This is a genomic window from Pseudomonas sp. MC6, from assembly GCF_054790575.1.
This window is the reverse complement of sequence record NZ_CP186504.1, coordinates 5892325-5916546: the sequence shown is the minus strand read 5'-3', so window position 1 is coordinate 5916546 and position 24222 is coordinate 5892325. Positions and strand designations below refer to the sequence as shown.

Sequence of the window (24222 nt, the reverse complement as noted above, 5' to 3'; positions counted from 1 at the left end):
ATGCCGCGCAGTCTTGGCTGCGGCGGCCGATTCAGATTCTGGCGCGGGCCAATGATATGGCGGCCATTGTAAACGTCCGTGTCGGCTTATCCATGCAAGGTTTGCAGCCATTGTTCCCGGGTGATGCGGTACAGCACGTGCCTGCGCAATGAGTGATCGACGGCCAGCTTCGGGTGATCGAAATCATCTTCCGGGGCGTGATGCATGCCGATCGCCTGCATGACTTTCTCCGAAGGCAGATTGGATTGCGCGGTGAAGGAGACAATTTCCTTCAGCGCCAACCGATCAAAGCCACAGCGCAGAGCGGTCCACGCTGCTTCGCTGGCATAGCCCAGGCCCCAATGTTCCTTGGCCAGGCGCCAGCCGATTTCCACCGCGGGGGTGAACGGCGCATCGAAACCGACCACGCCGAGTCCGGTGAAACCGATGAATTCACCGCTGTCCTTGCGCTCCAGCGCCCACAAGCCGAAACCGTGCTCGGCAAAATGCCCACGCACGCGGCCGATCATCGAGGCGCTTTCCAATCGGCTCAACGGCGCCGGAAAATAACGCATGACTTGAGGATCGGCGCACATCGCGGCAAATGCCGGCAAATCCTCGTCCTGCCACTGACGCATCAGCAAGCGCGCGCTCTCAAGTTCCAGTATCGGCTCCATAGTGCCCCTCCGTTTCCATGCCGCAAGTCTACATCGCTGGTAGGATCCTTCACTCTTTCCTACGTTCCTACATGAATTCGCCATGCCACTGCCGCTGATCTACCACGAAGACTACAGCCCCGAGTTTCCGGCGGATCACCGCTTCCCGATGGACAAGTTTCGTTTGCTGCGCGACCACCTGGTGGACAGTGGTCTGACCCGCGATGCCGACCTGCTGCGCCCGGAGATCTGCCCCAACGACATCCTCGCCCTCGCCCATGACCGTGGGTATATCGAACGCTACATGAGCGGCGAGTTGTCCCGCGAAGACCAGCGGCGTCTTGGCCTGCCGTGGAACGAAGCCTTGGCGCGACGCACGGTGCGCGCGGTCGGCGGTTCGATTCTGGCAGCGGAAAAAGCTCTGGAGCATGGATTGGCCTGCCACTTGGCCGGCGGCACTCATCATGCGCACTACGATTACCCGGCGGGCTTCTGCATCTTCAATGACCTGGCGATCATCAGCCATTACCTGCTGCAAAGCGGTCGGGTGAATCGCGTGCTGATCTTCGATTGCGATGTGCATCAGGGCGACGGCACCGCGCGGATCCTGCATGACACGCCGGAGGCGATTACCGTTTCCCTCCACTGCGAGAAGAATTTTCCTGCACGCAAAGCGCAAAGTGACTGGGACATTCCGCTGCCCAAAGGCATGGGCGATGCTGATTATTTGAAAGTGGTCGACGACACACTCAATTACCTGCTGCCGCTGTATCAACCGGACCTGGTGCTGTACGACGCTGGTGTCGATGTACACAAGGACGACGCCCTCGGTTATCTACAACTGACGGACGCAGGCGTCGCTGCTCGTGATGAAAGCGTGATGCGCCATTGCCTGGGGCGCGATATTCCGGTGCTGGGCGTGATCGGCGGCGGCTACAGCAAGGATCGCCACGCCCTCGCCCGCCGCCATGGCATTCTCCATCACAGCGCACAGCGGGTCTGGCATTCACACGGTTGTCACTGAGTTGTGCTGCGTTACCCACAATCGCTGTGGAACTGCCTGTGGATAACCTGAGTGAAAGGGACTGCAGGCCATGCTATTCATGGGCTGCAGGGCACTGATCATTTTTCAACCAAAATTTCAAGCCAACCCCAATCCCTTGTAGGAGTGAGCCTGCTCGCGATAGCGGTGTATCAGTCAACGCTATGTTGAATGTGCTGACGCTATCGCGAGCAGGCTCACTCCTACAAAGGATCTCGGCTGTTAGAATGCGCGCCTTATCCCGCCATACCGCAGCGCACTCCATGACCCAGAACTCCGCCTCCTCCCCCGCTCACGTCGCCATCATCGGCGGTGGCCCCGCCGGCCTGATGGCCGCTGAAGTGCTGAGCCAGGCCGGAATCCGCGTCGATCTCTACGATGGCATGCCCTCGGTGGGCCGCAAGTTCCTGCTGGCCGGCGTCGGCGGGATGAACATCACCCACTCCGAAGCCTACCCGGCGTTCCTGTCGCGCTACGCCGAACGCGCACCGCAGATCGCCCCGCTGCTGCGCGGCTTCGACGCCCACGCGTTGTGCACATGGATTCATGATCTGGGCATCGAAACCTTTATCGGCAGCTCCGGCCGCGTGTTCCCCACCGACATGAAAGCTGCCCCGCTACTGCGCGCCTGGCTCAAACGCCTGCGCGACAGCGGCGTAGTTATCCACACCCGCCACCGCTGGCTCGGCTGGGATGAACACGGCGCGCTGCGCATCGACAGCCCGGAAGGTGAAATCACCGTCAAACCCGACGCCACCCTGCTCGCCCTCGGCGGTGGCAGTTGGTCGCGGCTCGGTTCGGACGGCGCTTGGATGCTGCCACTGGAACAACGCGGTGTAGGACTGGCGCCGTTGCAGCCGAGTAATTGCGGCTTTGAAGTGCAGGCCTGGAGCGAATTGATGGTCAGTAAATTCGCCGGCGCGCCGCTGAAAAATATCGCCATCGGTTTGAACGACGACGTTCCGCGCTTGGGCGAATGCGTGATCACCGCGACAGGGATTGAAGGCAGTCTGATTTATGCGCTGTCGGCGCCGATTCGTGAGGCGATCAATCAGCATGGCGCGGCGGTTATTCACATTGATCTGTTGCCCGGCCGGCCTGTGGATAAATTGCAGACGACGTTGAGCAAGCCACGTGGCTCGCGGTCGATGGCCAAGCATCTGCACAGTCAGGTCGGGATTGATGGGGTGAAAGCGGCGCTGTTGCGCGAACTGACCGATGCAGCAACTTTCGCCGACCCAGCGCTATTGGCCCGGGCGATCAAGGCACTGCCGATGACGTTAGTGAAAACGCGGCCATTGGACGAGGCGATCAGCAGTGCCGGGGGCGTGACGTTCGATGCGGTGGATGAGCGCTTGATGCTCAAGGCGTTGCCGGGGGTGTTCTGCGCGGGGGAGATGCTAGATTGGGAAGCGCCAACGGGCGGGTATTTGCTGACCGGGTGTTTTGCCAGCGGGCGGGCGGCGGGATTGGGTATTGTGCAGTGGCTGAAAAGCTAAACCCTCACCCCAGCCCTCTCCCAGAGGGAGAGGGGGCCGACCGAGGTGTCTGGCGTCATCCGTCGACGTGAAAGACCGAGTCGATTATGGATTCACAGCCGTAGGATCAGGTCGGCGTAATTCGCGAGCATCCCCCAATCAGTCCCCTCTCCCTTGGGGAGAGGGTTAGGGTGAGGGGCTTTTGACCTTAAGGCTTACGCTTACGAGGCCCCGTGTTGAACACCGGCACTTTCCGCACAGGCTTGATCGAAGGCTCCGGCGCCTGCGTCTCGCCGCTGTCGACCCACTTGCCCAGATTGCGCTTGCCGCCACCACCGGAAGCTTTCGGCTTCTTCGGTTTCTTCGGTTTCTTGATCACCTGACCACTGGCATCGGTGTCCGGCACACGGTGCTCCGGTTCGAAATCCGGCTCGTTCTGACGCTTCAAAGTTTGCCGCGTCAGCATCTCGATTGCCGACAACATGTTCACTTCATCCGCGCACACCAGCGAAATCGCCTCACCGGTTGCGCCAGCACGGCCAGTACGGCCGATGCGGTGAATGTAGTCTTCAGCCACGATCGGCAGATCGAAGTTGATCACCAGCGGCAGATCTTCGATGTCCAGACCTCGCGCAGCAACGTCGGTGGCCACGAGAATCTGCACTTCACTGAGCTTGAAACGATCCAGCGCGCGCTGACGGGTTGCTTGCGGTTTATCACCATGAATACCGTCAGCATTCACACCGAGGCCCTGGAGTTTTTCCACCAGCGCATCCACACCGTTGCGGGTCTTGGCGAACACCAGCACCTGCTTCCACTTGTTCTTGCGCATCAAATGCACGAACAGCTCGGCTTTGCGCTTCTTGTCCACCGTGACGATCCACTGCTTGACCGTGTTGGCAGCGACGTTGCGCGGGCTGACTTCGACGGTCAGCGGATCTTTGAGCATCTGCCCGGCCAGCAGGCGAATGTCATCGGAGAAGGTCGCGGAGAACAGCAGGGTCTGGCGCTTCTTCGGCAGCATGCGGTAAATGTTCGCCAGTTCTTCGGAGAAGCCCAGGTCGAGCATACGATCGGCTTCATCCAGCACCAGAGTCTGCAACTGATCGAGTTTCAGCGCGTTCTGGCGGAACAGGTCGATCAGGCGACCAGGCGTGGCGACCAGCACATCGACGCCGCCGCGCAGCTTCATCATTTGCGGGTTGATGCTGACGCCGCCGTAAACCGCGTACGTGCGCAGCGGCAGGTTTTCGGCGTACTGGCGCACAGACTCATGAACCTGCTCGGCCAGCTCGCGGGTCGGCACCAGAATCAGCGCACGCGCCGAATTGGCAGCGACTTTCGGCCCTTCCATGGCCAACAACTGCAGCAGTGGCAAGGCGAAACCGGCAGTTTTGCCGGTACCGGTCTGAGCCGCTGCCATCAGGTCACGACCGGCCAGCACGGCCGGAATGGCTTGCGCCTGAACCGGCGTCGGGGTCTGGTAGCCGAGCGTCTCGAGAGAGCGCAGCAAGGGTTCGATCAGGCCAAGGGTGGCGAAAGTCATGGGAGTACCGTAGGAAAAAATAACGCAGGCATGCAATGCCGCGCAGTTTACCCTAATTCGTACGCGTTTCTGTGGGAACGGCTGTCGGCGCCACGACTGGCGGCTGTGCCGGCCGACGCCACTGCGGCAAGCCAATCAACACCACGGCGCTGATGATCACCAGCATCGCCAGCGCTTCCTCGATGCCGATGGTCTCGCCGACAAAGACAATCCCCAGCAACACCGCCACCGCCGGATTGACGTAGGCATAACTGGTCGCCGCCGCCGGACGCACGTGCTTGAGCAGGTACATGTAGGAATTGAAGGCGATGATCGAGCCGAAGAAGATCAGGTACGCCAGCGCCAGCCAGCCTTCAACCGGAGGTATCGCTTGCAGATGCTCACCACTGACGGCGCTGCCAATCAGCAACACCACACCACCGACCAGCATCTCCACCGCGCTGGCCATGGCGCCCTGCGGCAACGGCAAGTGTCTGCTCCACACCGAACCGAACGCCCAGGTCGCCGCCGCAAAAATCAGCAGCGCCGCGCCCAGCGGGCTCGATTGCAGGTTGGAGCCCATGTTGAGCATGGCAATACCAACAATCCCCAACGCCACCCCGGCCCATTCCAGCCGAGTGTTACGCGCGCCCCAGAAATATCCACAGAGCAAAGTAAACAACGGCACCGTCGCCACCGCCAATGCCGCCACCCCCGAAGCCACGCCAGTATGCTCGGCCACGCTCACCGCGCCATTACCGAAACTGAGCAGCAAAATCCCGATGATCCCCGCCGCTTTCCACTGCGCCCAAGTCGGCGCCGGAGCCCCGCGCCAGCGCAGGAAGGCGTACATCAACGAACCGGCAATCACGAAGCGCACACCACCGAGCATCAGCGGCGGCCAGTACTCAACGCCAAGGCGGATCACCAGATAGGTCGATCCCCAAATCACATACAGCGCGAAAAACGCGGCGATCAGCGGCAAGGAAAAACGGCGCAAGGCAGGCATGGGCAGCTCGAATGTCAGGCTCTCGGGATTAGTTATTCTAGAAAGGCTTGCGGGCAAAAATAAGTTACAAAACCTGTTTATAGCGCCGGTAAACTTTGGAAATCACGGAGATCGACGTCTTAAACCGAGATTTCGAAAGCCCGGCATTTTCAGGAGTTCAGCCTTGGATAAATACGACCGCATGCTGCTCAGCGCCCTACTCGAAAACGGTCGCGCGTCCTACGCCGACCTGGCGCGCAAGGTGAACCTCTCCGCCCCGGCCGTCGCCGAGCGCGTGGCCAAGCTTGAAGCTGCCGGGGTAATCACCGGGTACGAGGCAAAAATCGACCTGTCGAAAATCGGCCTGCCGATCCAGTGCATGATCGAATTGCGGCTGCACCAGAACGGCAGTCAGAAGGTCTACGACGAACTGGTAAAAATCCCGCAACTGACCGAGTGCTTTCGGGTCACCGGCGATCCATGCGTGATGATGAAGGCTGCGGTGGGGTCGATGACGGAGCTTGAGGAGTTGATCAATCGGGTGGCGAAGTTTGGTTTCAGCAAGACCTCGATTGTGTTGTCGAGCGCGATTGAAAAGCGCGTGCCGCTCGGTCACATCGAAAGCAACGGCAAATCCTGAGAACGATGATGCCCCGTGTGGGAGCGAGCCTGCTCGCGAAAGCGGTGTATCCGTGGATACAAATTTTGGCTGACACACCGTCATCGCGAGCAGGTTCATAGCTCATTCAGCCGATCAAAAATCAACGCTCTATCGTGAAACAACTAGCGGCCGTCATCTGTAGCTGGCCCCTTCCTGAGACAACATGTACGGCATGTCTCGCATGCGTATCCATGGCTCATTACGCCAATGCAGAAGCCTCAACGTTTCCCCGGCACACATGATCAAGCGCAAATGTGGGTCTGGAACTGACTTCGAGTTCTGACGAAGCATTGGCACAATCTCGTGAGTCAGCCACCGACGCAGATGACGGTTCTCTGGGGAATAGTGATAAACCAGCATTGCGTAAACCCCTGACTCGCTCAGCATCAAAAACTCTTGAGCGCCATCATTACCTGACAGATGCATCATCTGTCGCTGATCCTCGTCCAACTTGAGCACTTGTCGCGCATTGATTTCCAGCCCCATGAGACGACCGATGTCTCGGGCACAGAACCAAGCCTCTGCATGTTGCAGAGTAGCCCTCAGTTGAATGTGATGACGGATGAACAATTGGGGTTGTATGAGCGGCTCATGAGGGATTGCTGAACCGAAATTTTCTGAGTGTGTGGGGACGACTTTGACCATGACAAATCTCCTAAGAACATCGGAGCTGCCCGCATCACTTGCAGATGATGGGTGGCAGCTGTGCGCGGGTCTGCAAGACCGAGTAGGAGACCTCGGCAGACCCGAAGGTCTCCCGCACACAGCTACCATAAATCGATAGTCGCTTATTGAAGCGACGCGATTATAGGTTTGCCAGTGGTCTCCTAACAAACTATCGGCGGGCTTGCAGTCCCGATCGCTGAATTTGCAGCGACGCACAGAGGTTAACGGCAGGGTTATCTGGGCTCAAGACAGATTCCCCCTAAACTTCAGTAGGATGCTTCGCCAAACCATACACGTAACTAAACAACCGATTACGCGAGACTTTTGGTCGATGGACGCCACCCAGCGCAGCAGCTAATGTCCTGAATATGCCGAGAATCAGTCTTTCTCAAAAAATAAAAAACCGATAGAAATGAAAGGAGTTCAAAAATGACTTGGAAGGGAACCCTACGCTCAATGCAGGCGTCAGCCAGAAGAGCTGAGCGCAACTCAAAACGGCGTCAACGTGAATTGCAGGTGCGTCAGAAAGAGTTCGAGAAAATGGAGGCTCTTGAACAGGCCGCGTACGAAGTTGAAGTCTACGAAAATCACATAGATTTGTTGCTGTCTGTGCATAAAGACTGTGGCGAGAGGATTGATTGGAGTGAATTCGCTAATCAACCGCCACCGATAAAACCCGCCGCACTAAATACTCATGAAATCCAGGCTAGGGCGAGACAGGCCAGCTATAAACCTGGCTTCATTGCGCGCACTTTAAAGCTTGAGGCCAGACAGCGTAAAAAACTGGAATTCGCTATTCAAGCAGCGGCTGCCAAAGACACGCAGCAGTTGGCTCAAGAGATAACGGAGTGGGAAGCGGAACATCAGGATTGGAAAATAGATCACGAACTCGCGCTGGGAATTCTCGCCGGCAATGGCCAATCGAAAATTGATGCAGTTTTGCGCGTGAATCCGTTCACGGATATTTCCCATTTAGGCACTTCTATTAATTTCTCGGTCGCAGACACCGGCATTCTCGAGTGCACGCTCTCGGTACACGGGACCAAAGTGATCCCTCAAGAGATCAAGTCACTGCTGCAGAGCGGAAAATTATCGGTGAAAAAAATGCCGATCAGCAAATTTAATGAGCTGTTACAGGACTACGTATCCAGCTGCGTTTTGCGTGTGGGTCAAGAACTGCTAAGTATTCTTCCCGAGCGCCTCGTCATCGTTACGGCCGTTGACTTAATACTCAACTCTGCGACCGGCCACGTGGAGGACCAACCCATCCTGAGCGTCGCTATCTCTCGCGAGACACTCTCCAAACTCAACATGCAAAGCATCGACCCATCAGACTCGATGAAGAACTTTGTACACGCTATGAACTTCAAGAAAACGACAGGCTTTATGCCGGTAAGCAAGATCAATAGTCAGCAATTCGCTAGTCTGGCTTAAAGCAAAAAGATCGCAGCCTTCGGCAGCTCCTACAGGAGATTCATTGCATCAAAGTACACACCGTCTTATCCCATGTAGGTTAAGTCGGTGTGTACAGGAGTTGTGTGCTGGATTGGGGATCAGCGATAGCGCTGCAGATGTTCACTGACTTTCGCGGCAGGGACTTTCTGCAGTTTGCATAGCAGGTCGTGCGATAGCTCGCTTACTCCGTGCTTGTGCCGCAACTCTTCCGCCAAATGCGCCATCAGATTGGCCGCCATCTCGGCATCGGCCATTGCCCGGTGAGCCTGGCCGGTATGCGGCAGGCGCGCGAACGTGGTGAGCGTACCGAGCTTGTGATTCGGCGCCGCAGGCATTAGCCGCCGCGCCAGCAGCAACGAGCAAGCAAAATTCTGCAACCGCGTACGCTTGATCCGCCCCAGCTCAAAGTCCCAGAACTTCTGGTCGAACGAGGCGTTGTGCGCCACCAGCGGCGTGCAGCCGACAAACTCATTGACCTCTTCCATGACTTTTTCGGCCGGCGGCGCGGTGCGCAGCATGGCGTTGCTGATGCCGGTCAGTTGTTCGATGAACGCGGGGACGCGCACGCCGGCGTTCATCAGGCTCTGGTAACGCTCGACAATGCGGCCGTTTTCCAGCATGACCACGGCGATTTCCGTGGCGCGACAGCTGCTGTTCGGCGAGAGGCCGGTGGTTTCAAAGTCGATGACTGCAATGCGTTCCAAACCGGGTTCTACTCCGTACAAATCAATTCTTCAGCTTAATTTTTTAACAGTAGCGCGCCTTCGATCGGCACGTAACGGCTGGCGGCGCGGATCAGCGAGTTGGCGGTCAGGCCGGGCACGCCGTAGGCGACGGCTTGAACGCCGTGCTTGCTGATGATGCGTTCGAGCAGCATGTCGAAATCGCCGTCACCGGAAGCCAGGACGATTTCGTCGACGTGGTCGGCGGCGTCCATGATGTCGAGGGTGATGCCCACGTCCCAGTCGCCCTTGGCCGAGCCGTCGCTGCGCTGGATGTAGGGTTTGAGCTTCACGGTGAAACCGAGGTTGCGCAGGATCTGCTGGAACTGTTGCTGCTTGCTGTCGCCACGGTCGATCGCATAGGCGTAGGCCTCGACGATCTGCCCGTCCTTGCTGATGTCGGCCCACAATGCGGCATAGTTGAAGTGACAACCATAAGCCTGACGCACGGTGTAGTAGAGGTTCTGCACGTCGGCGAACACTGCGATTTTTTTCACCGGAGTTCCTGTGGGCGCGCAAGCGCACGAAGCGGGATCAGGCGCCAGGCCCGAAAAAGGCGCTCAGTATGCCAGCCATCAGGAGGGTTCCGCGAATAATCGGCCCGGAGCCCTCAGGGGCTCCGGACGAATGGTGAATCAGACGAAGGAATCGTCGTCATCAAAGAAGGAAGAGTTGTCGTTGCCGTAGTCGGTGTCGGTGAAGCCGCCCTGGTCATTGCCAGAGAATCCATTGTCCGCCACACGCTGATCATCACCCCAGCCGTTGTTGCTCTGGTCGGCGACCTGCGCCGGCTCTTCCTTGATCACTTCAACGATTTCTTCCGGCTGCTGGTTATGATGGAACAAGCTGCTGATGCCCTGCGCGAGCATCACGCCACCGGCCACACCAGCGGCGGTTTTCAAGGCGCCGCCGAGGAAGCTGCTGCCGGCCGCCGGAGCGGCTTGTTGCGCATAGTTAGGCGGTGGCGCGCCGAAGTTCTGTTGGGGTGCAGACGCGCCGTAATTCTGCTGCGGTGCCGGTTCGCGCCAGCCGCCAGTCGAGAACGGCGCGGCACTCTGAGTCGGCGCCGGACGCGGGCTGCCACCAAAAATGCTCGACAGGAAACCACCGCCGCCGCTTGGCGCCGGTGCGGCACTCTGGGCCTTCGCCGACTGCAACTCAGCCTGCAAACGCTGGACTTGTTGAGTCAGTTGCTTGTTCTGCTCGTCAAGGCTCTTGAGCGCCGCCTCTTGCACCAGAATCGCCTGGGTCATGAAATAACCTGCCGCTGGCTGGCGGGTCAGGTGTTCCTTGATCCGCGCCTCAGCCTGGGCATCACGCGGGGCTGCCTCCGTTTCGGCCTGTTGCAGCCGGGAAAACAGTCCATCGATCAGGGTTTGCTCTTCGCTGTTCATGGCGACCTCGTAGATTGCCGGGGATAACATTGCCCTCGTCCACGTTGGCCGAGGTGCTCTCCTGCAATGGAGACGGTGACAAAACGTTTCAATGACCTTTACCGAATGTTTACGTTTGTGTCGCGCCAGCCATCATCGGTTAAAGTGAGCCACTGTTTTCGACCTGCGATACCGACTGATGAATGCCCTCGAAGTGCTGCGCGACTCTTTGTATTTTTTCAAACGCCATTTGGGCAGCATCGTGCAGTTGTGCCTGCCGCTGGTGATTTTCGAAGCATTCCTGCAACAAGTGGTCGATCACGCCAGCGGGCCGGAAAACATCTCGGCGATCAGTATCGTCGTCGGTCTGCTGGTGTATCCGCTGTACACCGCAGCGCTGATCCTGTTCCTCGATGCGCGCAGCCGTGGCGAGTCGCCGCGCAACCGTGACCTGCTGGCGATGGCCGCCACCCTGTGGCCGCGCTTCGCGTTGCTCACGGCGCTCAATACCTTGCTGATTCTGTTGGGCCTGTCGCTGTATTTCCTGCCGGGCCTGATGCTGATGGTGATGCTCGCGTTCGGCGAATACCTGCTGGTGCTGCGCGGCATGGGGCCATTGCAGGCGATGAAAGAAAGCCTGCGCCTGACCCGTGGGCATTTCTGGCGAATCCTGCTGTGCATTCTCTGTGTGATGACGCCGCTGTGGTTGCTCAAGGGCGCGACGCTGGCGGTGTACCCCGAGCCGCAGAACCCGCTGATCGCGATACTGATCGACAGCGCTCACAGTTTTCTGCAGCTGTTTACCAGTGTGGTGTTGTTCCGCCTGTTCATGCTGATCAGCGAATTGCCTGACAAACGTGACAGAGTAATCTGACCGCTCTGCGCTTGGGCTTCGAGACAGCCGTCAGGTATGCTCGGGGCCACTTTCTGTAACGCTATAAGCCGAGCCATGACCCGTCTACTGCGCTACACCCTGTTGTTTGTTGTGCTGGCCGTCGTGTTGATCGGCACGCTGATCTTCAGCCTGACATGGCGTCCCGACGCCCGCGAAACCCTGCCGGTCAGTTGCACGGGAACGCCACCGACGCTGGTGCCGGGCCAGGCGCTGAAAGTCATGACCTGGAACGTGCAGTACCTCGCAGGCAAGCGTTACGTGTTCTGGAATGATCTGGCCCAGGGCACAGATGAAGCGCCGACACTGGAAGACATGGCTTTCAGCCTCGACGAAGTGGCGCGGGTGATCCGCGACGAGCAGCCCGATGTAGTGCTGTTGCAGGAGCTCGATGACGGCGCCAAGGCCAGCGACTATCAGAACCAGCTCAAGCTGTTGCAGGAACGCGTTGCCGACCTATACCCGTGCAGTGCCAGCGCGTTTGACTGGAAAGCCGATTTCGTCCCTGATCGACACATTTTCGGCAGCGTCGGCCGGCAACTGGCAACCCTGAGCCGCTATCGCGTCGAGCACGCCGAGCGCTTGCAATTGCCGGTTGCTGCGGCCAATTTCATCAGCCGTCAGTTCCAGCCGAAAGACGCCCTGCTCGCGACCAAACTGCCACTGAGCGACGGCGGGCAACTGACCGTGTTCAACACGCACCTGGAGCGTGCCAGCCAGCCCGATGACACGCTGCAGGCGCAGGTGAGCGCCGTGGCCAAAATGCTCGACAAGTACGAAAGTCAGGGCCTGCCGTGGTTGATCGGCGGCGACTTCAACCTGTTGCCGCTGGGTCAATACCGTCGTTTGCCCGCCGAGCAGCGCACGCCCTACTCCGCCGACAGCGAACTGCATCTGCTGTGGGACAAGTACCCGATGATCCCGACCAACAACGAAGCCAGCGGCATCGATCGTGCGCAGTGGCTGACCCACTACCCCAACGATCCTGGCCTGAACGGCCCGGATCGTACAGTCGACTATCTGTTTTACAGCCCGAAGATGAAACGGGTGGAAGCGAGGGTGCGTCAGGACGATACGTTGCGCATCTCCGATCATCTGCCGGTGATCGCGCGCTTCCTGCTGCCGGCGACGCCCTAGGCCGGGCTGAGGAACATCGGCCCGTCGCCCCGAATTCACGATATGGAATCCCATGAAAATCTTATTGGTGTGCAAGGACATTGGTGGTTACGCGCGCAAACTGGCGGACTATCTGAGGATCGACAATGACGTGTGTTTCATCGATACGTCATCGACACAGAACAGCTTTGATCGAGCGCCGAAGATCCTGCGCCGCCCGCTTAAACGCTGGGCGCAGTTACGCCAATTCAAGAAGAGTATCGGTGCATCAGGGCGCTTTGACGTTGCATTGATCATCAACCCGGCACAAATCGATCCCCGGCAACTGACCGCTGGCCTCAATGCCAGCGAACACAAGATCGCCTACCTCTACGACAGCTTCAGTCGCTGGCCGATGACCCGGGAAGAACTCGGCGCTTATGACGAGGTGTTTTCCTTCGACCCGCAGAATGCTGAAAGCTACGGCCTGAAGAAACTCCACAACTTCATTTACGACGACTACAGCGCAGACGGCGAACCCGGTGAATACTCGGCGTTTGTGGTGATGGCGGGCAAGGATCGGGTGCCGGCACTTGAGGGCCTGGCGCAGGCATTCGACCGCCTCGGGGTGACCGATTACAAATTTCTGGTTCAGTGCAAACCAATCCCGAACGCGCATCCGGGCATCACGTTCTTCGAGCAGAGAATGTCGCTGGAATCCGTCGGCGAACTGGTGAAACGCTCGCGGATCATTCTGGACATTTCCAAGCCTGGTCAGGCCGGGTTGAGTTTCCGTTTCTTCGAAGCCATGGCCTCACGGAAAAAAATCATCACCACCAACAAGAGCGTGGTCGACTATGACTTTTACAACCCGGCGAACATTTTGGTCATTGATGAGGCCAATCCGGTGATTCCGGAACGGTTCATTACTGATCCGTATGTCGATGTGCCTGAACACATCTACCAGAAGTACACCCTGCAGGGATGGGTCAAAACAGTCTTTTCGCGCTCATGAAATGACATCGCAGGCAGCTCCCACATTAGATCGGTGTCGTACCGTTATTCTGTGGCCGACTTCAATTCTGTAGGAGCTGCCGCAGGCTGCGATCTTCTGACCTTCAGGTACCGCGCGGTTTGGCCCGTGCGGTGGCTTCGGCCACCAGCGGATCATCCGGCCAGTAATGCTTCGGGTACCGCCCCTTCAAATCCTTCTTCACCTCGGCATAGGTGCTGCGCCAGAAGTTGGCCAGATCCTGCGTCACCTGCACCGGCCGCCGCGCTGGCGATAGCAGATGCAATTTGACCACCTGGCGCCCACCGGCAATTCGTGGCGTGTCCGCCAGCCCGAACAGTTCTTGCAAGCGCACCGCGAGAATCGGTGGAGACTCGCTGTAATCGAGTCGAATCGACGACCCCGACGGCACGCTCAGATGATGTGGCGCCAGCTCATCGAGCTTTTGCGGCAACGGCCACGGCAGCAGATTACGGACGATGCTCGACAGATCCAGATTGGCAAAATGGCTGAGCCGCGAAACCTTGCCCAGATAGGGCATCAGCCAGTCTTCGAGGGTGTTGAGCAACGTTGCATCGCTGACATCCGGCCACTGACTTTCATCCTGCGAATTCAGATCAAGCTGTCGCAACAGCGCCACCCGCGCCTGCCACTGACGCAATTCCGGCGTCCACGGCAGCAGCTCCAGACCTTTGCGCCGCACCAGATTGACCAGCGCCCGACTGCGCGCATTTTCGTCGAGACCGGTCAGCGGTTCGCGGCTGAGAATCAGCTCGCCTACTTTGCGCTGACGCTCGGCGCGCAGCACGCCTTCGCGTTCATCCCAATCGAGTTGATCGACATTGCGCACCTGTTCGGCGAGCACGGAATCGAACAGCGCCGGATCGAAATCCGCTGCCAGATAAATCCGTTCTTCGCGCTGGCCCTGACGGCTGCCGAGGTCGGCGATGACGATCCACGGCTCTTTCATCAGGCTGTCCGCCTCAGCGAACAATGCCGCGCGACCGTTGGCCAGACGATACTCAGCGCCACCGGCACGCCGCTGTTGCGCGACGCGATCGGGATAGCGCCAGCGCCAGCAACGCACCGAGCCAGCGCGGATGATCAGGATCGCTGACCGGCTCGCTCGCCTTGCCACGCAGGTAACCGCGATATTGCCGCGCCAGTTGCTTAGCGCGCTGCACCCCGCCCTGCGCACCACGGGCGGCACGCTCTTCGCCAGAAAGCAGCACAAGCCGACTGTGCAAATCCGCCCCAGCACCGCGCACGATATCGCGCTCACCAAGCAATGCGGCGACGTCGCAGGCCATGTTGGCCAAACCCAACGCCTGTCCGCGCAACAGCAAATGGCCGATGCGCGGATGCGCAGGCAACTCAGCCATGGCCTGACCATGAGTGGTCAGCGCCTCACCTTCCAGCGCACCCAGCCGTTGCAGCAAATCCTGCGCCTGGGCATAAGCCGCCGCTGGCGGAACATCGAGCCAGACCAGTTCGCCCGGCGTGACGCCCCAACGTCCGAGTTGCAGGGCGAGGCTGGCGAGATCCGCCGAGAGAATTTCCGCACTGCCATACGCCGCCAATTGCTCGTGCTGATCCTGCGACCACAAGCGATAGCAAACCCCCGGCTCCAATCGCCCGGCGCGGCCTGCACGCTGGGTGGCGCTGGCCTTGGAAATCCGCTGGGTATCAAGACGCGTCATGCCGCTGCCCGGGTCAAAACGCGGCACCCGCGCCAGCCCGGCATCGATCACCACACGCACGCCGTTGATGGTCAGACTGGTCTCGGCGATGTTGGTCGCCAACACCACTTTGCGCTGGCCGGGCGGCGCCGGATCAATTGCAGCACGCTGGGCATTGAGATCGAGTTCACCGTGCAACGGGCACAGCAACACGTCGCTGCGCTCACCGATCGCGTCGGCCAATTGTTGATGCACACGACGAATTTCCGCCTGCCCCGGCAGAAACACCAACAGGCTGCCGCTTTCATCGTGCAGCGCTTCGAGCACGGTTTGCGTTACACGCTGATCGATGTATTCGCCGGGCTGAAACGGACGGCCCCAGCGCATCGTCACCGGATACATGCGGCCCTCGCTGCGCAGGATCGGCGCGTCGTCCAGCAACCCGGCCAGACGTTCACCTTCGAGCGTGGCCGACATCAGCAGAATCTTCAGCGGTTGTTCAGCCCGGAACAGCTCGCGACCGTTCAGACTTAAGGCCAACGCCAGATCGGCGTCGAGACTGCGTTCGTGAAATTCGTCGAAGATCAGCAAGCCCACGCCTTCCAGCGCCGGGTCATCCTGCAGACGCCGGGTGAGAATGCCTTCGGTGACTACTTCGATGCGTGTGTTGGGGCCGACCTTGCTGTCGAGACGAATGCGATAACCAACGGTTTCACCGACCTTCTCGCCCAACTCACTGGCCAGACGTTCCGCCGCTGCGCGCGCGGCCAGACGGCGCGGTTCGAGCATCAGAATGGTCTGCCCGGCCAGCCACGCCTCATCGAGCAAGGCCAGCGGCACGCGGGTAGTTTTACCAGCGCCGGGCGGTGCTTCGAGCACAGCTTCGTGGCGTGTCGCTAGGGCTTCACGCAGGGCGGGTAAAACTTCATCGATTGGCAAAGAATTCATGCTGGCTCCCAAACAGAGCGGCGAGTATAACGGCGAACTGGCGGGCGTTCGTCAGGGTCTTAACTTCACACGACGACGCTTCGTTCTTAGATCAATCAGGAGATTTTCCCATGCGCTTACCTTTTCGCCTGATCGGCGGTGCACTGGTCGCCACCCTGCTCACGCAAATCACCGCGTGCGGTTCGATTTTCTACCCGGACCGTCGCGGTCAGATCGACGGCAAGATCGACCCGGCGATTGCCGTGCTCGATGCTGTGGGCCTGCTTTTCTATGTCATCCCCGGCCTGATCGCGTTCGCCGTCGACTTTGCCACCGGCGCGATCTACTTCGAACCGGGCCACACCGCGCAGATCGACCCGGCCAAACTCAAGCAAGCCATCGGCCCGGACGGTCAGGTCGATAATCACAAGCTGCAGGCTATTCTCGAAAGTGAACTTGGGCGGGACTTTCCTCTGGATGACCCGCGCCTGATTCAACACAAAGGCAGCACTCAACAACTGGCGATGTTCGGCCTGCAACCCGCCGCTTAAAAAGGAAGTTAAATGACATCCAGCCCCGAACACGCTCGCCTGCTACGTCTGGCGACCCGCGCCTCGGTGGCGGTCGCGTGCACGCTGATCGTTGCCAAAGCCATCGCCTGGTGGCTGAGCGGTTCGGTGAGCATGCTCGCCGGCCTCACCGACTCGGCGCTGGATGGCGTCACTTCGATGCTCAATCTGCTGGCGGTGCATTACGCGCTGCGCCCCGCCGATGACGATCACCGTTATGGCCACGGCAAGGCGGAATCGCTGGCGGGGATGGCGCAGGCGCTGTTCATTGGCGGCAGTGCGGTATTGATCGCGTTTCAGGCTTACGAGCGACTTCATGATCCACAACCGCTCGGGGCGCCGTGGCTGAGCATCGGTGTGATTGTGTTTTCGCTGCTGCTGACCGCGGCGCTGCTGGTGTTGCAGCATCGGGTGATCAAGCAGACCGGCTCCAACGCCGTGCGCGCGGATTCGCTGCACTATCGCTCGGACATGCTGCTCAACGGCAGCATTCTGCTTGCGCTGATCCTCGCCGGGTTTGGTTTTGAGCAACTGGATGCGTGGTTCGGTCTGGGCATTGCTGCGTACATTTTGTGGAGCGCAATCCAGATCGCCCGGGAAAGCTTTTCAGTGTTGATGGATGAAGAGCTGCCGGCGGATGTCAGTCAGCACATGCTTGAACTGGCCTGCGGTGTGCCGGGCGTGTTGGGCGCGCATGACTTGCGCACACGGATCTCCGGCAACCACTGGTTCGTGCAATTGCACCTGGAATTGCCGGGGGAATTGACCTTGTCAGTGGCGCACGGCATCAGTGATCAAGCTGCCGATGCCATTCACAAGGCCTACCCGCGAGCCGAAGTGCTGGTGCACGCCGACCCGATAAAAGCAGCTACAAGCCGCGAGCCGCAAGCTTCAAGCTTGTAGCTCTAAACTTGCAACTCGTAGCTGCTCTTACTGGACCTGATAACCGCGACTGCTCAGGCAATTGCCCTGAGCCTGGCGATACGCCTGAACCACTTCAGGCGCTGGCTGATAGGTCGCGGTGCGCGGATCGAAACCGCTTTGCTGCACGGCGTACTGATAGCACTGATAACCGTCCTGCTGCACCTGCTCCGGCGACTGGCCGTTGGCCGGATAGGCTTCGACGTCATAACCTTGAGATTGCGGCTGCGGCTGTTGCTGCATCGGCGGCTCAACCACCACGTAATCCTGCGTCGCTTCCTGATAGGCGTAGTAGGAACCGGCGGCGAGGAATAGCAGCGCCCCCCCGATCCACACTTCACGGGCGTAATCGGGCAAATACTGGATGCGGATCCCGCGCGGTGGCTGCACGACGATGTAGCGCGGGCCTTGCGGGCGATACCAGTAGCCACCGGAGAAAAAGTAATCCTGCCCGCGATACGGCACGCGATAGTCGCGATCCGGGAAGCGGTCGATCACATGCCCCGGGCGATATTGCGGACCCGGGCCCCAACCGTTGCCGTGACCGTCCGGACGCCCAGGCCAGCGATTGTCATTGGGCCGGTTACCGGTCTGCCATTGCTGGTTGTGATAACCATTTTGTGGACGCTCGTCGCGGTAGTAGCCCTGACGCGGCTCCTGGGTCTGGCGCACGGCGTCGGGCCGTGGCTGGATCGGCAGGCTGTTGGCCGGCAGTTGTGGCGGCGGTGGCGGCTGGCGCACCGGGTTGGGATTGTAGGCTGGACGGTTCTGGTCGTGGTTTTGCCACTGACCATTATTGTTGTGCTGCTGGCCGTTGTGCTCGAACTGGCGGCTGTTGTCGCCACGAATGATCTCGTTGTTCTGCGGGCGCGGCTGATTCTGCTGTGGCTGATTATTCTGCGGACGCGGCTGATTGTTGCCGCCATGGCCCTGATTATTGCCCTGATGGTCCTGGCCATGTCCACCGCCCTCCGGCCCGCGATTCTGCGGTTCATCGGCAAGCGCTTGCGCACTGACACTCACACACAGCAAACCAACACCGGCCAGACGCCAAATGCGCGACTTCATGCTTTTTCTCACTGCGGGGCCTGTAAATGTAAGAGGACTTGTAGCTAAGACCGGGAATACACACACCGGGTTCTGCAACAGGTTATCAGTCGCGCAACTTATTTATTGAGCGTCTGGCATGAAATCGCAGGCAAGAAAAAAGGGAGACCCGTCGGCCTCCCTTCTAGAGAACTTCGTCCTGGCTCGACGCTTTTGACGTCGGCTCACCTCACGCCGTCTTCTGGACAGTGTGCAGCTCGGGGGCCGGCACAACCCCGATGGGGGTGGCGGCCGCGGCAGGCCGGATAGGGCGGGCCGCGTGGACTGTGTTACCGAGCAGTGATTCTGGTGATAAGAATAGGCCTGAGGTCGCGACAGAGGATTGCGAAGATTGCTGAAATAAACACCACTTGCGCAATTTTTAACCCTGGATAGATAATCTGCCGCAATAGTTACAACCAAGGACAGATTGATGAGCAAACTCGACCGTTACGACCTGAGTATTTTGGCGGAATTGCAGCGCGACGCCCGCATCTCCAACCAGGAATTGGCCGAGCGTATCGGTCTGTCGCCTTCCCCGTGCTCGCGCCGGGTCAAGCAACTGGAAGACGACGGCTACATCTCGCGGCAGGTGGCATTGCTCGATCGCAAGATGCTCGGGCTGAGCCTGACGGCGTATGTGCTGATCGGCATGGACCGGCATACACCGGAGCGTTTCGAAAACTTCGAGGCGGCGATTCGCACGTTGCCGCAGGTGTTGGAGTGCAGTCTGGTGACGGGCGTGGATGCGGATTACCAGTTGAAAGTGGTGGTGCCGGATATGGATCACTATCAGAAACTGTTGCTGGGGCACCTCACCCGGATTGAAGGGGTGACCAGTGTGCGGTCGAGTTTTGTGCTGAATCAGGTGTTGAACAGCACTGAGCTGCCGCTGACTCATTTGCGTAGTTGATCAAAGGCACCCTCACCCCAGCCCTCTCCCGGAGGGAGAGGGAGCTGACCGAGGTGTCTGGCGTCATGCATCGACCTGAAAGATCGAGTCGATTGTGGATTCACAACAGAGCGTTCAGGTCGGCGTATTCCTTGAGCATCCCCCAATCAGTCCCCTCTCCCTCCGGGAGAGGGTTAGGGTGAGGACAAAGGCTTCAGATCAGACCCAGATCAATGCCACCCCACAAACCTTGGCGTATACTCGCCGCCCCCTTTTAGCCCCGCGCGCGCCGGAGAAACCCAATGGATCCAGCATTATTAGAAGAGTGGATGATGACCGGTCTGGTCAGCATCCTGATCATTTTCATGGGTTTCATCGTCTGGGATCTGGCGAAGAAGTCCAAGGCCGGGCGCTTTGGCTCGTTCATTCTGTTCTTCGTGCTGGGCCTGGGCGTGGCCGCGTTCATCATCAAGAGTGTGGTGATCGGCCTGATCGAATCCGGCGCTTTATAAGCGCGCCGGCACTTCTTTCCACTGGCCCTGATCAAGGCCATCGATCGTCCAGTCGCCAATCCTGACCCGCACCAGCCGCAACGTCGGCAGACCGACCGCCGCCGTCATGCGCCGTACCTGACGGTTACGCCCCTCGCGAATCACCAGTTCCAGCCATGAAGTAGGTATGGTTGCGCGAAAGCGCACCGGCGGATTGCGCGGCCACAGCTCAGGTTCATCCAGTTGCCGCGCTTCGGCGGGCAAGGTCATGCCGTCATTTAGCTCAACGCCGTCACGTAAACGCTGCAGCTGTTCGGCCGTCGGCACGCCTTCAACCTGCACCCAATAGGTCTTCGCCAATTTGTGTTTCGGATCGGCGATGCGCGCCTGCAACTGCCCGTCGTTGGTCAGCAGCAACAAGCCTTCACTGTCGCGATCCAGGCGTCCGGCCGGATAAATGCCGGGCACATCGATGTAATCCTTGAGCGTCGCCCGCCCTTCGCCGTCGCTGAATTGCGTCAGCACATCGAACGGTTTATTGAACAGGATCAGTTTCGGCTCGGCCGGTGGTGCCTTGGCAACACGGCGCGGGGAAGCAGACTGAGGCTTCGCGCCAGGACGGCGGGAAGGTGGACGTGGAGGACGGGACATGGCGAAAAGAACATCTAACGGTCAGGGCTGCCAATGCTAGTAGCCTGACCGTTAAATGACCATCAACAAATCAGCGGAACGGCGGCTCGTCGAAGCTGCGCAGTTTGCGCGAGTGCAGCGAGTTGAGTTCGGTGCGCAGCAAATCGACCGCTTCGATGCCGATCTTCAAGTGCTGGCTGACCGCGCGCTCATAGAAGGCGTTAGCCGAACCCGGCAGCTTGATTTCGCTGTGCAGCGGTTTGTCCGAAACGCAGAGCAACGTGCCGTACGGCACTCGCAAGCGATAACCCTGCGCGGCAATCGTGCCACTCTCCATGTCCACCGCGACCGCGCGGGACAGGTTGATCAACGGCCGTTCCTGAGCCCAACGCAGTTCCCAGTTACGGTCGTCGTAGGTCAGCACGGTGCCAGTGCGCAGGCGTTTTTTCAGGTCGTCGCCCTTCTCGCCAGTGACATTGGCCGCAGCCTGTTGCAGGGCCATTTGCACTTCGGCCAAGGCCGGGATCGGAATGTTCGGCGGCACTACGCGATCAAGAATGCCGTCGCGACGCATGTACGCGTGCGCCAACACGTAGTCGCCAATGGTCTGCGACTGACGCAGGCCACCGCAGTGGCCGATCATCAGCCAGCAATGTGGACGCAGCACCGCCAAGTGGTCGGTGATGTTCTTGGCGTTGGACGGGCCGACGCCGATGTTCACCAAGGTCACACCGTGGCCATCGCTGGCGATCAGGTGATAGGCCGGCATCTGGTAACGGTGCCAGACCACACCGGCAGCAATCGCCGAGGCTTCGCCGTGATCCATGCCTTTCTCGATGATCACGTTACCCGGCAACACCATGCGCACAAAACGCGGGTCGCTGCGCAGTTGCTCCAGACCATGGACGATGAACTGGTCGACGTAGCGGTGATAGTTGGTCAGCAGAATCCACGGCTGCACATGGCGCCAGTCGCTGCCGGTGTAGTGAACCAGACGGCGCAGCGAGAAATCCACGCGCGCAGCGTCGAACAAGGCTAGCGGCAGCGGATCGGTGTTTTCCCAGTCGTAGAGACCGTCGGCGATGCCATCGGTGGCGGCGGACAGATCGGTACTCGGGAACACTCGCGCCAGCACGGCAGCGGTGACGCCGGAACCAGCGAGTTCATCGCCCTGCTCGACCACATACGGATACGGAATGTTTTGCTGGCTGACGCCGACTTCCACGGTCACGGTGAAGTCGTGCATCAACGGCACAAGCTGTTCGAGCAGATATTTGCGGAACGCTGCCGGGTGGGTGACGGTGACGCTGTAAGTGCCTGGCAGTTGCACCTTGGCGTAAGCGCGGGTGGTCTGCGGGACTTCGCCCTGGCAATGGTAGGTCAGACGCAGTTCGGGATAACGAAACAGAGCACGCTGCGCAGCGTCGGGTTCGACGCGATCTTTCAGGTAACGCTTGAGCGCCGAGTTCAGCGCAGTGGTGGCCCGCTCATGCAGCTCGGCCAGACGATCCACGGCTTGTTCGGCGGTTTGAACGACAATAAACGCTTCGGTCACGATCAGCTTCCTGTGTTCTGACTTGCAGAGCTTCATCTTGCCTGCATCGTGGCGTCACGGGAACAGTGGCATGTTGGCAACCGCACAATATATGGGTCACCCCAATCCTTGTAGGAGCTGCCGAAGGCTGCGATCTTTGGATCTTGTTGTTTAGAAGATCAAAAGATCGCAGCCTTCGGCAGCTCCTACAGGGGATGTGTGGTGGGTCAGAGAATCTGTGGGGTTGAGCGGGCGACGATGGCTTCGACGTCCAGCCCACGCGGCAAGGCGCCGTAGACCCGGCCACCACCGCTCAGGCGGCTGGCAATGAAAGCATCGCTGACGGCTGAGTTTCCCGCCTCCAACAGAAGCTTGGCCTGCAAACCAAGCGCAATGTCCTCAGTCAACTGCCGCGCCCGATATTGAATGTCGCCCGTATCCTTGAACTGCGCCTGCAACTGCTGAATGTGCGCAGCCAAGCGCTTGTCGCCATGCCCATCGCCCAACTCGCTGAACAACACATCCAGCACACCCGGCTCTTTCGACAACGCGCGCAGCACGTCCAGGCATTGCACATTGCCGGAGCCTTCCCACGTCGAGTTCACCGGTGCCTCGCGGTACAGGCGCGGCAGGATGCTCTCTTCGACGTACCCGGCGCCGCCCATGCACTCCGCCGCTTCGTTGATCATCCCCGGCGCACGTTTGCAGATCCAGTATTTGCCCACCGCCGTCACCAGCCGGGCAAATTGCGCTTCATGGCGATCGTCCAGATGATCCAGTGCCTTGCCCATGCGCAGACTGAGCGCCAGTGCAGCTTCGCTTTCCAGGGCCAGATCGGCCAGCACATTTTGCATCAGCGGCTGTTCGCTGAGCAGTTTGCCGCCGACCTTGCGATGCGCGCAGTGGTGGCTGGCCTGGGTCAGCGCCTGACGTATCAACGCGCTGGAACCGACCATGCAATCGAAGCGAGTCATTGCGACCATTTCGATGATAGTTGGCACCCCGCGCCCTTCCTCACCGACCATCCACGCCAGCGCGCCACGAAACTCCACTTCGCTGGAGGCGTTGGACTGGTTGCCGAGTTTGTTTTTCAAGCGCTGGATATAGAACTGATTGCGCGTGTCGTCCGGACGATGGCGTGGCAGCAGGAAACAGCTCAAGCCCTTGTCGGTTTGCGCCAGCGTCAGGAAGGCATCGCACATCGGTGCCGAGCAGAACCACTTGTGCCCGACCAGTTCATAGGCCTGACCCGGACCGCTGGCGCCGACCGGATAAGCCTTGGTGGTGTTGGCGCGCACGTCGGTGCCGCCCTGTTTCTCGGTCATGGCCATGCCGATGGTAACGCCGGCCTTGTGCGCCATGCCGACGTTGCGCGGATCGTATTCAGTGGCGAGGACTTTCGGCAGCCATTGCTCGGCCAGATTCGGCTGCAAACGCAGGGCTGGCACGCTGGCGAAGGTCATGGTCAACGGGCAACCGCTGCCCGCCTCGGCCTGACTGTGCAGATAAGTCATCGAGGCGCGGGCGACGTGGGCGCCATCCTGTGGATGCGCCCATGGCAGCGAAGTCAGGCCATGCTCGATCGCCGCGCGCATCAGCTCGTGATAAGCCGGGTGAAATTCCACCAGATCGATGCGATGGCCGTAGCGGTCATGGCTGGCGAACACAGGTTTGTTCTGATTGGCGAGGAACCCGGCTTCCATCAGCGGTCCACCGGCGAGCGCGCCGTAGGCATCGATTCGCGACTCGGCCCAACCGGCACCAAAGCGCCGCGACCACTCCTGCAATGGCAGGTCGATGCGGTACAGGTTGGTACCGTCCAGCGACGGTGGCTGGTTGGTGACTTCGTGGGTTTCGGCGAACTGATGCAGGTTCATGACGGGGCTCCTTAATGCAACCAAGGAACTCAGTTAAGCACCGCACTGCAACCGGTCAAAGTGTCATATCAG

The 24222-nt window shown here is 59.5% G+C and carries 22 protein-coding genes and 1 pseudogene; 11 read left to right on the top strand and 12 right to left on the bottom strand.

The annotated features are described in order from the left end of the window. Positions 1-86: 86 nt before the first annotated feature. Entirely contained in the window at positions 87-656 is a 570-nt protein-coding gene (locus ACOYXE_RS26575; protein ID WP_405122831.1) for a GNAT family N-acetyltransferase, read from the bottom strand. Positions 657-738: 82 nt separating this feature from the next. Here ACOYXE_RS26575 and ACOYXE_RS26570 point away from each other — a divergent pair, with 82 nt between their 5' ends. Then, positions 739-1659 carry a histone deacetylase family protein gene (locus ACOYXE_RS26570; protein ID WP_460926872.1) on the top strand — a complete coding sequence of 307 codons (921 nt, stop codon included), beginning with the start codon at positions 739-741 and terminating at the stop codon, positions 1657-1659. Positions 1660-1940: 281 nt separating this feature from the next. Then, positions 1941-3176, top strand: coding sequence for a TIGR03862 family flavoprotein (locus ACOYXE_RS26565; RefSeq protein ID WP_460926869.1), 1236 nt, complete (start codon positions 1941-1943; stop codon positions 3174-3176). A 187-nt stretch (positions 3177-3363) separates the two neighbouring features. Here the strand turns inward: ACOYXE_RS26565 and ACOYXE_RS26560 are convergent, their stop codons facing one another. Together ACOYXE_RS26560 and yedA are read right to left on the bottom strand one after the other, a co-directional pair. After that, positions 3364-4701 (bottom strand): DEAD/DEAH box helicase, encoded by a 1338-nt coding sequence (locus ACOYXE_RS26560; protein ID WP_371043379.1) that lies wholly within the window; start codon positions 4699-4701, stop codon positions 3364-3366. A gap of 52 nt (positions 4702-4753) precedes the next feature. Next, positions 4754-5689, bottom strand: coding sequence for a drug/metabolite exporter YedA (gene yedA / locus ACOYXE_RS26555; protein WP_460926867.1), 936 nt, complete (start codon positions 5687-5689; stop codon positions 4754-4756). Positions 5690-5852: 163 nt separating this feature from the next. Between yedA and ACOYXE_RS26550 the strand changes: the two genes are divergently transcribed. Beyond that, positions 5853-6308, top strand: a complete 456-nt coding sequence (locus ACOYXE_RS26550) for an Lrp/AsnC family transcriptional regulator (protein ID WP_405122827.1) — start codon at positions 5853-5855, stop codon at positions 6306-6308. Between the two features lie 153 nt (positions 6309-6461). Here ACOYXE_RS26550 and ACOYXE_RS26545 read toward each other — a convergent pair whose 3' ends face one another. Further along, positions 6462-6974, bottom strand: coding sequence for a BRO-N domain-containing protein (locus ACOYXE_RS26545; protein ID WP_405122826.1), 513 nt, complete (start codon positions 6972-6974; stop codon positions 6462-6464). A gap of 450 nt (positions 6975-7424) precedes the next feature. Between ACOYXE_RS26545 and ACOYXE_RS26540 the strand changes: the two genes are divergently transcribed. Further along, positions 7425-8429 (top strand): hypothetical protein, encoded by a 1005-nt coding sequence (locus ACOYXE_RS26540; RefSeq protein ID WP_460926864.1) that lies wholly within the window; start codon positions 7425-7427, stop codon positions 8427-8429. A 119-nt stretch (positions 8430-8548) separates the two neighbouring features. On the opposite strand, the gene ACOYXE_RS26535 is transcribed toward ACOYXE_RS26540, so the two are convergent. From ACOYXE_RS26535 to ACOYXE_RS26525, 3 genes are all read right to left on the bottom strand, one after another. After that, positions 8549-9154: a 3'-5' exonuclease gene (locus ACOYXE_RS26535; RefSeq protein WP_160059519.1), complete on the bottom strand. Its 606-nt coding sequence runs from the start codon at positions 9152-9154 to the stop codon at positions 8549-8551. 35 nt (positions 9155-9189) lie between these two features. Continuing rightward, the gene (locus tag ACOYXE_RS26530; protein ID WP_007949802.1) at positions 9190-9669 is read right to left on the bottom strand and encodes a LabA-like NYN domain-containing protein; all 480 of its coding nucleotides are present in this window, start codon (positions 9667-9669) and stop codon (positions 9190-9192) included. A gap of 138 nt (positions 9670-9807) precedes the next feature. Further along, positions 9808-10566, bottom strand: a complete 759-nt coding sequence (locus tag ACOYXE_RS26525) for a DUF2076 domain-containing protein (RefSeq protein ID WP_405122823.1) — start codon at positions 10564-10566, stop codon at positions 9808-9810. Between the two features lie 178 nt (positions 10567-10744). Here ACOYXE_RS26525 and ACOYXE_RS26520 point away from each other — a divergent pair, with 178 nt between their 5' ends. The 3 genes from ACOYXE_RS26520 (at position 10745) to ACOYXE_RS26510 (ending at position 13547) form a co-directional block, all read left to right on the top strand. Beyond that, positions 10745-11419, top strand: a complete 675-nt coding sequence (locus tag ACOYXE_RS26520) for a YciC family protein (protein ID WP_405122822.1) — start codon at positions 10745-10747, stop codon at positions 11417-11419. Positions 11420-11494: 75 nt separating this feature from the next. After that, the gene (locus tag ACOYXE_RS26515; RefSeq protein WP_405122821.1) at positions 11495-12574 is read left to right on the top strand and encodes an endonuclease/exonuclease/phosphatase family protein; all 1080 of its coding nucleotides are present in this window, start codon (positions 11495-11497) and stop codon (positions 12572-12574) included. 52 nt (positions 12575-12626) lie between these two features. Beyond that, positions 12627-13547 (top strand): CgeB family protein, encoded by a 921-nt coding sequence (locus tag ACOYXE_RS26510; RefSeq protein WP_160059522.1) that lies wholly within the window; start codon positions 12627-12629, stop codon positions 13545-13547. 103 nt (positions 13548-13650) lie between these two features. Here the strand turns inward: ACOYXE_RS26510 and hrpB are convergent. Then, positions 13651-16171: pseudogene (gene hrpB, locus ACOYXE_RS26505) on the bottom strand (ATP-dependent helicase HrpB). Positions 16172-16281: 110 nt separating this feature from the next. Here hrpB and ACOYXE_RS26500 point away from each other — a divergent pair. Further along, complete coding sequence (locus ACOYXE_RS26500) at positions 16282-16701, top strand: polyribonucleotide nucleotidyltransferase (RefSeq protein ID WP_160059524.1); 420 nt, start codon at positions 16282-16284, stop codon at positions 16699-16701. Positions 16702-16713: 12 nt separating this feature from the next. After that, a complete protein-coding gene (locus ACOYXE_RS26495; protein ID WP_405122820.1) occupies positions 16714-17622 on the top strand; it encodes a cation diffusion facilitator family transporter in 909 nt (302 codons plus the stop codon). Positions 17623-17649: 27 nt separating this feature from the next. On the opposite strand, the gene ACOYXE_RS26490 is transcribed toward ACOYXE_RS26495, so the two are convergent. Next, on the bottom strand, positions 17650-18708 hold the full coding sequence (locus tag ACOYXE_RS26490; protein ID WP_460926862.1) for a DUF6515 family protein: 1059 nt from the start codon (positions 18706-18708) through the stop codon (positions 17650-17652). 451 nt (positions 18709-19159) lie between these two features. On the opposite strand from ACOYXE_RS26490, the gene ACOYXE_RS26485 reads away from it, so the two are divergent. Further along, a complete protein-coding gene (locus ACOYXE_RS26485) occupies positions 19160-19639 on the top strand; it encodes an Lrp/AsnC family transcriptional regulator (RefSeq protein ID WP_007909658.1) in 480 nt (159 codons plus the stop codon). Positions 19640-19920: 281 nt separating this feature from the next. Beyond that, the gene (locus ACOYXE_RS26480; protein ID WP_007909655.1) at positions 19921-20130 is read left to right on the top strand and encodes a DUF2788 domain-containing protein; all 210 of its coding nucleotides are present in this window, start codon (positions 19921-19923) and stop codon (positions 20128-20130) included. Here the strand turns inward: ACOYXE_RS26480 and ACOYXE_RS26475 are convergent. The 3 genes from ACOYXE_RS26475 to ACOYXE_RS26465 form a co-directional block, all read right to left on the bottom strand. Beyond that, on the bottom strand, positions 20125-20760 hold the full coding sequence (locus tag ACOYXE_RS26475) for a pseudouridine synthase (RefSeq protein WP_460926861.1): 636 nt from the start codon (positions 20758-20760) through the stop codon (positions 20125-20127). The two genes, ACOYXE_RS26480 and ACOYXE_RS26475, sit on opposite strands and share 6 nt — an antisense overlap. 70 nt (positions 20761-20830) lie before the next feature. Then, positions 20831-22330, bottom strand: coding sequence for an AMP nucleosidase (gene amn, locus ACOYXE_RS26470; RefSeq protein ID WP_161986511.1), 1500 nt, complete (start codon positions 22328-22330; stop codon positions 20831-20833). Positions 22331-22500: 170 nt separating this feature from the next. Continuing rightward, positions 22501-24150, bottom strand: a complete 1650-nt coding sequence (locus tag ACOYXE_RS26465; protein WP_460926860.1) for an acyl-CoA dehydrogenase family protein — start codon at positions 24148-24150, stop codon at positions 22501-22503. Positions 24151-24222: the final 72 nt, after the last annotated feature.

What these genes read in the sequence shown, in the direction of transcription:
- ACOYXE_RS26575 (WP_405122831.1), bottom strand. Translation starts at nt 656, where the DNA reads ATGGAGCCGATACTGGAACTTGAGAGCGCGCGCTTGCTGATGCGTCAG.
- ACOYXE_RS26570 (WP_460926872.1), top strand. Translation starts at nt 739, where the DNA reads ATGCCACTGCCGCTGATCTACCACGAAGACTACAGCCCCGAGTTTCCG.
- ACOYXE_RS26565 (WP_460926869.1), top strand. Translation starts at nt 1,941, where the DNA reads ATGACCCAGAACTCCGCCTCCTCCCCCGCTCACGTCGCCATCATCGGC.
- ACOYXE_RS26560 (WP_371043379.1), bottom strand. Translation starts at nt 4,701, where the DNA reads ATGACTTTCGCCACCCTTGGCCTGATCGAACCCTTGCTGCGCTCTCTC.
- yedA (WP_460926867.1), bottom strand. Translation starts at nt 5,689, where the DNA reads ATGCCTGCCTTGCGCCGTTTTTCCTTGCCGCTGATCGCCGCGTTTTTC.
- ACOYXE_RS26545 (WP_405122826.1), bottom strand. Translation starts at nt 6,974, where the DNA reads ATGGTCAAAGTCGTCCCCACACACTCAGAAAATTTCGGTTCAGCAATC.
- ACOYXE_RS26540 (WP_460926864.1), top strand. Translation starts at nt 7,425, where the DNA reads ATGACTTGGAAGGGAACCCTACGCTCAATGCAGGCGTCAGCCAGAAGA.
- ACOYXE_RS26525 (WP_405122823.1), bottom strand. Translation starts at nt 10,566, where the DNA reads ATGAACAGCGAAGAGCAAACCCTGATCGATGGACTGTTTTCCCGGCTG.
- ACOYXE_RS26520 (WP_405122822.1), top strand. Translation starts at nt 10,745, where the DNA reads ATGAATGCCCTCGAAGTGCTGCGCGACTCTTTGTATTTTTTCAAACGC.
- ACOYXE_RS26515 (WP_405122821.1), top strand. Translation starts at nt 11,495, where the DNA reads ATGACCCGTCTACTGCGCTACACCCTGTTGTTTGTTGTGCTGGCCGTC.
- ACOYXE_RS26510 (WP_160059522.1), top strand. Translation starts at nt 12,627, where the DNA reads ATGAAAATCTTATTGGTGTGCAAGGACATTGGTGGTTACGCGCGCAAA.
- ACOYXE_RS26500 (WP_160059524.1), top strand. Translation starts at nt 16,282, where the DNA reads ATGCGCTTACCTTTTCGCCTGATCGGCGGTGCACTGGTCGCCACCCTG.
- ACOYXE_RS26495 (WP_405122820.1), top strand. Translation starts at nt 16,714, where the DNA reads ATGACATCCAGCCCCGAACACGCTCGCCTGCTACGTCTGGCGACCCGC.
- ACOYXE_RS26490 (WP_460926862.1), bottom strand. Translation starts at nt 18,708, where the DNA reads ATGAAGTCGCGCATTTGGCGTCTGGCCGGTGTTGGTTTGCTGTGTGTG.
- ACOYXE_RS26485 (WP_007909658.1), top strand. Translation starts at nt 19,160, where the DNA reads ATGAGCAAACTCGACCGTTACGACCTGAGTATTTTGGCGGAATTGCAG.
- ACOYXE_RS26480 (WP_007909655.1), top strand. Translation starts at nt 19,921, where the DNA reads ATGGATCCAGCATTATTAGAAGAGTGGATGATGACCGGTCTGGTCAGC.
- ACOYXE_RS26475 (WP_460926861.1), bottom strand. Translation starts at nt 20,760, where the DNA reads ATGTCCCGTCCTCCACGTCCACCTTCCCGCCGTCCTGGCGCGAAGCCT.
- amn (WP_161986511.1), bottom strand. Translation starts at nt 22,330, where the DNA reads ATGAAGCTCTGCAAGTCAGAACACAGGAAGCTGATCGTGACCGAAGCG.
- ACOYXE_RS26465 (WP_460926860.1), bottom strand. Translation starts at nt 24,150, where the DNA reads ATGAACCTGCATCAGTTCGCCGAAACCCACGAAGTCACCAACCAGCCA.